The 5,836-nt window shown below is 61.5% G+C and carries 9 protein-coding genes; 5 read left to right on the forward strand and 4 right to left on the reverse strand.

Annotation, left to right across the window (positions count from 1 at the left end):
- On the reverse strand, positions 1 to 253 hold a 253-nt coding region (locus tag ABJF10_RS28680; RefSeq protein ID WP_348548032.1), incomplete at its 3' end, for a sigma factor.
- Between the two features lie 235 nt (positions 254 to 488).
- Between ABJF10_RS28680 and ABJF10_RS28685 the strand changes: the two genes are divergently transcribed.
- From ABJF10_RS28685 to ABJF10_RS28695, 3 genes are all read left to right on the forward strand, one after another.
- On the forward strand, positions 489 to 1,409 hold the full coding sequence (locus tag ABJF10_RS28685) for an SRPBCC family protein (protein ID WP_348548033.1): 921 nt from the start codon (positions 489 to 491) through the stop codon (positions 1,407 to 1,409).
- Positions 1,410 to 1,697: 288 nt separating this feature from the next.
- Positions 1,698 to 2,117, forward strand: a complete 420-nt coding sequence (locus ABJF10_RS28690) for a luciferase family protein (protein ID WP_348548034.1) — start codon at positions 1,698 to 1,700, stop codon at positions 2,115 to 2,117.
- A 98-nt stretch (positions 2,118 to 2,215) separates the two neighbouring features.
- Complete coding sequence (locus ABJF10_RS28695; RefSeq protein ID WP_348548035.1) at positions 2,216 to 3,640, forward strand: cyclic nucleotide-binding domain-containing protein; 1,425 nt, start codon at positions 2,216 to 2,218, stop codon at positions 3,638 to 3,640.
- Between the two features lie 216 nt (positions 3,641 to 3,856).
- Here the strand turns inward: ABJF10_RS28695 and ABJF10_RS28700 are convergent, their stop codons facing one another.
- Genes ABJF10_RS28700 through ABJF10_RS28710 form a run of 3 tightly spaced genes read right to left on the reverse strand, consistent with a single transcriptional unit; the run spans position 3,857 to position 5,022 of the window.
- Entirely contained in the window at positions 3,857 to 4,444 is a 588-nt protein-coding gene (locus ABJF10_RS28700) for a hypothetical protein (protein WP_348548036.1), read from the reverse strand.
- A 3-nt stretch (positions 4,445 to 4,447) separates the two neighbouring features.
- Positions 4,448 to 4,768, reverse strand: coding sequence for a DUF5615 family PIN-like protein (locus ABJF10_RS28705; RefSeq protein WP_348548037.1), 321 nt, complete (start codon positions 4,766 to 4,768; stop codon positions 4,448 to 4,450).
- Complete coding sequence (locus ABJF10_RS28710; RefSeq protein ID WP_348548038.1) at positions 4,765 to 5,022, reverse strand: DUF433 domain-containing protein; 258 nt, start codon at positions 5,020 to 5,022, stop codon at positions 4,765 to 4,767. Before ABJF10_RS28710 ends, ABJF10_RS28705 begins: the two co-directional genes overlap by 4 nt.
- 114 nt (positions 5,023 to 5,136) lie before the next feature.
- On the opposite strand from ABJF10_RS28710, the gene ABJF10_RS28715 reads away from it, so the two are divergent.
- Together ABJF10_RS28715 and ABJF10_RS28720 are read left to right on the forward strand one after the other, a co-directional pair.
- Positions 5,137 to 5,310: a hypothetical protein gene (locus tag ABJF10_RS28715; RefSeq protein WP_348548039.1), complete on the forward strand. Its 174-nt coding sequence runs from the start codon at positions 5,137 to 5,139 to the stop codon at positions 5,308 to 5,310.
- Positions 5,292 to 5,612, forward strand: coding sequence for a type II toxin-antitoxin system PemK/MazF family toxin (locus ABJF10_RS28720; RefSeq protein WP_348548040.1), 321 nt, complete (start codon positions 5,292 to 5,294; stop codon positions 5,610 to 5,612). Before ABJF10_RS28715 ends, ABJF10_RS28720 begins: the two co-directional genes overlap by 19 nt.
- Positions 5,613 to 5,836: the final 224 nt, after the last annotated feature.

Genomic DNA, 5,836 nt, shown 5'->3' on the forward strand with positions numbered 1-5,836 from the left:
AGCCCTTGAAAGACCCCTGCTCGCGCTCGTACTTCGTGATGTTCTTCGCCACCGTCAGCACCGTCTCCTGCACCACGTCCTGCGACTCCGCATCGGTCAGCCCACTCTGCCGCGCCACGCCGTAAATGAGCCGCCAGTAAGTATCGAAAAATTCCTGCCAATTGCGCTGGTCCTGCCAGTTCGTCAATCGCTCCACCAGGCTGCGCCGCGTCGCGAGGAGACGCGGGCCGGTCGCAGGAGGTGTCACTTTCATCGCCGCCGAAGATAGCGAACCGCTTTCCCATTTGGAAGAGCAAGCTGCGGCGTGGCGCGCGTCCTTCCTTCACGGCAGCAAACCGGGAGTGCCGACTAACGAAACCACGAATGGACGCGAATGGACGCGAATGAGAAAAGACGATCCCCGTCCCTCATTCGTGTTCATTCGCGTGCATTCGTGGTTGCCCCGCCCGCGTCTTGCTATCTCCGACTGAAGTCGACAGCATCGCCGCATGAATGCGCGGCGTCTTTTTCTGGGAATGCTCGCGGGGAATGCCGCGGGCGGGCTCGTGTGCTTGCTGGCCTACGGGCTCACCTTGTTGGCCAAAGGAAACGCGGTGATCGTTATTTATCCGAGCATCTTTCTCGTTCCCTTCACGATCGGGTTGGTGGCGGCCTGGGTCTGGCGTCCGCTCGCCTTGCGCATCGGCGAAACACTCCTCCACTCGCTCACCTGCATGTTGGTCGGGCTCACGGCGGCCTACGTGGTCTTTCACGAAGGCGCGGTCTGCCTCGTCATCGGCGCACCCATTATTTATCTCGGCATCATCGCGGGCGCGCTCGGCGGACGCGTCTGGTTTCGCAAAGCCCCCGACCGCCTCAATCTCTGCCTCGCGCCCCTCCTCGTCCTCGCTGTCGCCGGGGAACCCGCGCTCCGTGGACCGCACACCGGCGTGGTCACCGATGAAATCCGCATCGCCGCGCCGCCCGCCAGGGTCTGGCCGCATGTCCTCGCCTTTCCCAAGATTCCCGAGGCGCCCGGCTACTGGCTGTTCCGGGTCGGCCTGCCGTATCCCATGGAGACGACGAACAGCGGCAATTTCGTCGGCGCCGATCGCGCCTGCATCTTCAGCGGCGGCGCCGTCTTCCAGGAAAAGGTCGCCGAGCTGGTGCCGGGAAAAGTGCTCACCTTCGACATCGTGGCAGCACCGCCCGACCCCGAATTGCTCGGCCATCTCGATGCCCACCGCGGCCAGTTCGAGCTGCGCGACAACGGCGACGGCACCACCACCCTCATCGGCCGCACCTGGTACTCGCTGCACGTCCGCCCCGCGCCGTATTTCGACTGGTGGACGCACGATATCTTCCGCGCCGTCCATCTGCGCGTCATGAAACACATCCAGCACCTCGCCGAGAGCGAGAGCGGGGCCTGAGAGAAAAAATGACCGCGGATTTCACGGATAACACGAATGGGAACAGATGGCGGAAAACCGGTCTTTTATCCGTGCCCATCCGTGTCATCCGCGGTCAAAAATTCCGGCACTCTGCCGGTTCGACCGGACCGCTTCCGACGTGGAATAAAGCGGGTGAGACACCATGAAGAGCATGAAGAGCATGAAGATGGGCCAGCACACTTCCCTGTCCTCTTCCCTTCATGCCCTTCGTGCTCTTCATGGTAAAAACGCGGTCCGTCCGCTCGGATTTCGGCAGATCCTCTGGGAATGATGCTGCGCTTCGTCGTCCGCTATTTCCGCTGGCTGGCGCACGTCCCGTTCGCCCCGCAGCTCTTCGATGCCTTTCTGCTCACCTGGACGGCGGTCTTCCATCCCCAGACCTTGCAGGCCATCGAAGCGCTGGAAGCCGCCGCGCTCCGTCTGCCCGGCGTCACCCCGGCCCGGCACAAGTACGGCGGCCTGGGATTCCGCCGCGCCGGCCAGGAATTCGCGCATGTCCACGGCAACGGCCTCCTCGACGTGAAACTCACCCGCGGCCGCGCCGCCGAGATCGTCGCCGCCGGCCGGGCCGCGCCGCACCACGTCTTCGGCCCCTCGGCGTGGATCAGCTTTCAGATTCGGACGGTGGAGGATTGCGGGCCGGCGCTGGCATTGTTAGGTGACGAAGATGCCGGGTGCGTGAAATAGCGGCTCTTTTGTTACGATTACGTGGCGGGGAGGTAACGCATTGCCTCGGCGAAGTCGGAGGGCCTACACGTTGCTTCATGCCATTGAGTTCGTCGTCCATGCAGTCGGGTTTCGTTTTGTTGAGTGTCCTCGAGGAATACAACCTGGCCTGGCTTTTTGAGGCGGGCCGGGAACGACCCGTCGCAGCGGGAGAAGTGATCGTGACCGAAGGCGTGCGGGGCGAATTCGTCTATCTCATTCTCGACGGTTTGTTCGCCGTGTTGTCGGCCAGTGCCGGTGGACGCGAGGTCTCACGCCTCGGCCCGGGGGAAACCTTCGGTGAAATGTCGTTTCTCGACGGCCGCCCGACGTCGGCGACCATCACGGCCCTCGAAGATTCGACTGTCCTGGCCATTACGCGTGCCGATCTTGAGGCCGAATTGCCGCAGGATGCCGGATTGGCCGCGCACATCTACAAGGCGCTCGCGATCATCGTCACCGGCCGCTTGCGCAAACTCGCCGGCAGCATGGCGGTGCGGACGGCGGCCGGTGAGCAGCCGTCGGCCTCGCCTGAGGTGGTGAAACGCTGGGAACAAATCGCCGACCGCACCCAGCAATTCAAAGAGGCCATCGGAGCGGCGGAGCAGGCGCCGGATGCCGCGGCGCTGACGGCCAGCTTGAAGGATTTCAGCAAATACATGACCGATTGCCTGGGCAAAACGTCGCCGGAAAGTTTCGCCGTGCGCGACGAGCTCGGAGCGCGCATCCAGCGCGACCTGCTGCCTTCCTTCTTGAAAGCGCGCTGCATCGAGAGGCTGGCAAAAAAACCCCGCGGCTATGCGTGCGACTACGAGGCGCTGCACCTGATCCTCGAAAACGCGCCCGGCGGCGACGACCGCAGCGGACCGCTATTGGACGCCGCTTTTCTGGAACTGCCGGCGCTGCGGGCCGTTCGGCACCGCCATCACAGCGTGACCGCGCAAATCATCAGCTACGCGCGGGAGTGCCCGCACGCCATGCAAGTCGCGGGTATCGGCGGGGGCGCCGCGGAGCCGTTCTTCGAGGCGAGCCGGGCGCTGCCCCCCGGAAAGGCCCTGCGCGGAACGATTGTCGATTTCGACCCGCACGGTCTGAAGGCGGTGGCCGCCCGAGGCACGGCCGCGGGCCTGGACGACGACCAATTTCAGCTCCTGAAAACGAGCATCGTGCACCTGGCGAGCAGCCATCAGAAATTCGACATGCCCGAGCAGGACATCATCTACAGCCTGACGGTCGCGGATTTCCTGGATGACACCCTGCTGCTGCGTCTGCTGAACGATATCTATGTCAAACTGCGCCCGGGCGGCGATCTTCTGCTCAGTTCCTTTCATCCGGATAATCCCGACCGCGCCTTCCTGGACTACGCGGTCGGTTGGAAAGTCTTCCACCGTAGCGAACGCGAACTGAGCGCCGTCTTCAACCGCTCCCGCTTCCACAAGTGCAAGCTGCAGTTTGTGTATGAACCGGAAGGGATTATTTTCCTGGCGGTGTGCCGGAAGAAATAGGGTGGTCTGGGGTGGAGGGAAGTTTGCGCCATTGAACGGCCTCGTTCCCAATTTGAGAAATTGGGAATGCAATCCTGATGGGTAAAACTCCGTCTCGCGGAGAGGGCGGGTTTTGTAGGGAATGGAAGCACGCCCCTCACTACGAAGCACAGGTGCCGGCCACTGAGGGCGCGTGGCGAAAGCCTCACATTCGGAACGAGGAAGACGCAGCGAAATCTACGAGATCCAAGTGTAGAAGGCTTCTTCCAAGAGGATCATTTCCTCGCCGCTCAATTTCCAGAGGTGCTGGCAGCCGCGGACAAAAAGCGGGGCCAGGGCGGTGGTCTCATGATGCACCCAGTATTGTTCCCGCTCCGCCAAAGGATATTTCGCCTCGGCGAGTGATAAGACCCGGGGTTCCAAGTCGGGAGTGAAGGCACAGAGAAATACCACATGCCAGCGATGGGTTTCGTCGGGGTGGTCTTCCAGAAACGAATCGAAGCTTTCGGGCGTTAGAAAGAAGGTGTTCGGACTTGGCTTTTTGAAAATTGTATTGAGGGCGACCAGGCCGGGCCCTTCCGAAAGCAGGATCATCGCGGGGTCGCTTTCGATGCCGAAGGATTCCCGAAGAACTTCGCGCTCCTCGAGGAGGGGATATCGGTACCGATTCCACCAGGCGACGACGGTATGCCCGATCGTTTGCCCCTGGAATGTCTCGATGGGGGAGAGCGTGTGGTGAGTGGGGATTGGGTTCGCTGCATATTCGCGGGCGACATGTTCAGCGAGCGCAGTTTCCCAAGCGGTGCGGGCGGTGTTTTCGGGCATGACTCAGGCAAAATTAACGTTACCGGCGATTCCGTCCTCTCCGGCCTGGCGCAACAGCGTCAACAAGTTCCCACATTCGGCCTGACGGCTCCGGCGGCGAATCAAAATGATTAGGCCGGGATGAGGGTGCGTGGCGCCTAGCGCCAGGAAATCGTCTCGATTGCAGGTGATGAGAAAAAGGGCGTGTTTGTGAGCATACTGGAGGGCTTCCAGATCAGATGCCGTTACCGGCATCACTTCCCGCAGCTCCGTGACTTCATGTCCCTCGCGCCGCAACACGTGGGCCACTTCTGCGGGCACATCGTGGTCGAGGAAGAATCTCACATCTTGCCGGGCTCACTCATCTGACGGGCCACCAAGGTGTCGATCTCCGGCCGGTGATCTTCGTAATAGGCAAGGCATTCGTAGACTTGCGCGCGGGTGAGGTCGGGGAAGCTGCGAACGACATCATCCACGCCGGCGCCATTGACGATCAAGCCAACCACGTCATGCACGCCGATGCGGGTGCCTTCGACGATAGTGTTCCCACCCCGGACGCCCGGCAGATTGATCAAATAGCGGTAGGCGGTGGCTGCCATGGCAGAAAGCATAATCGCCGGAAGGCAGAATGCAATCAGTTCAAGGGAGTGCATGCCCGCGTTTCCGGCTCAGTCCAGCTTGCCATTTCGGCCATGGCGGGGCACTGTAGCGATGTGAGCACCGTTGCCGAAATTGAAGCTGCCATTACCGAACTGCCGATGGAGCAGGTGCGGGAAGTCGCCGCGTGGCTGGAGGAATACCAAGCCACAGTCAATGCTTCGGCCGAAGTGTTCACGATGCTCGATGCCGAGGAAGGCGAAGGGGATCAATGGCACGGCCCAGTGTAGAACGCGGGGAGGTTTGGCTGGTGGATTTGGGCATGGCGCAGAAGGTCCGGCCGGCGGTCATTCTCAGTGTGGCTTATCTCGATCATGAGCGGGCGCTGGTGACATACGTTCCTCGGACGACCAGCGTGCGACAGACGCGCTTTGAGGTGCCGCATAGCGCGCCGGGTTTCGCTCCCGGAGCGTTTGACGTTCAAAGCATCGGGACGATGCCGGGGGCGAAATTGATACGCCGGATCGCCAAGCTGGACTTGAACACGTTGGCCAAGGTTGAGGATGCTGTTCGGGCGTGGCTGCCGCTGTAAAAGAGGCGAAGCTTGGATTCGCGGTGAGGTTTAGGGTGTGAACGAATTTACCTTCGGAATGCGGTGGCCAAAAAAACGTTGTCATCCTGAGCTTGCGAAGGATCTCTGATCTCTGCCTTTCCTCACCAGCGTGGCGATAGATGCCAGAGCGAATTCAGAGATCCTTCGCAAGCTCAGGATGACAGGGAGTTGGGGCGCGCTGGGCGCGTCGTTCTGCGCGTTGT

The sequence above is a fragment of the Chthoniobacter sp. genome, from assembly GCF_040003245.1.
Classification (GTDB): Bacteria; Verrucomicrobiota; Verrucomicrobiia; order Chthoniobacterales; family Chthoniobacteraceae; genus Chthoniobacter.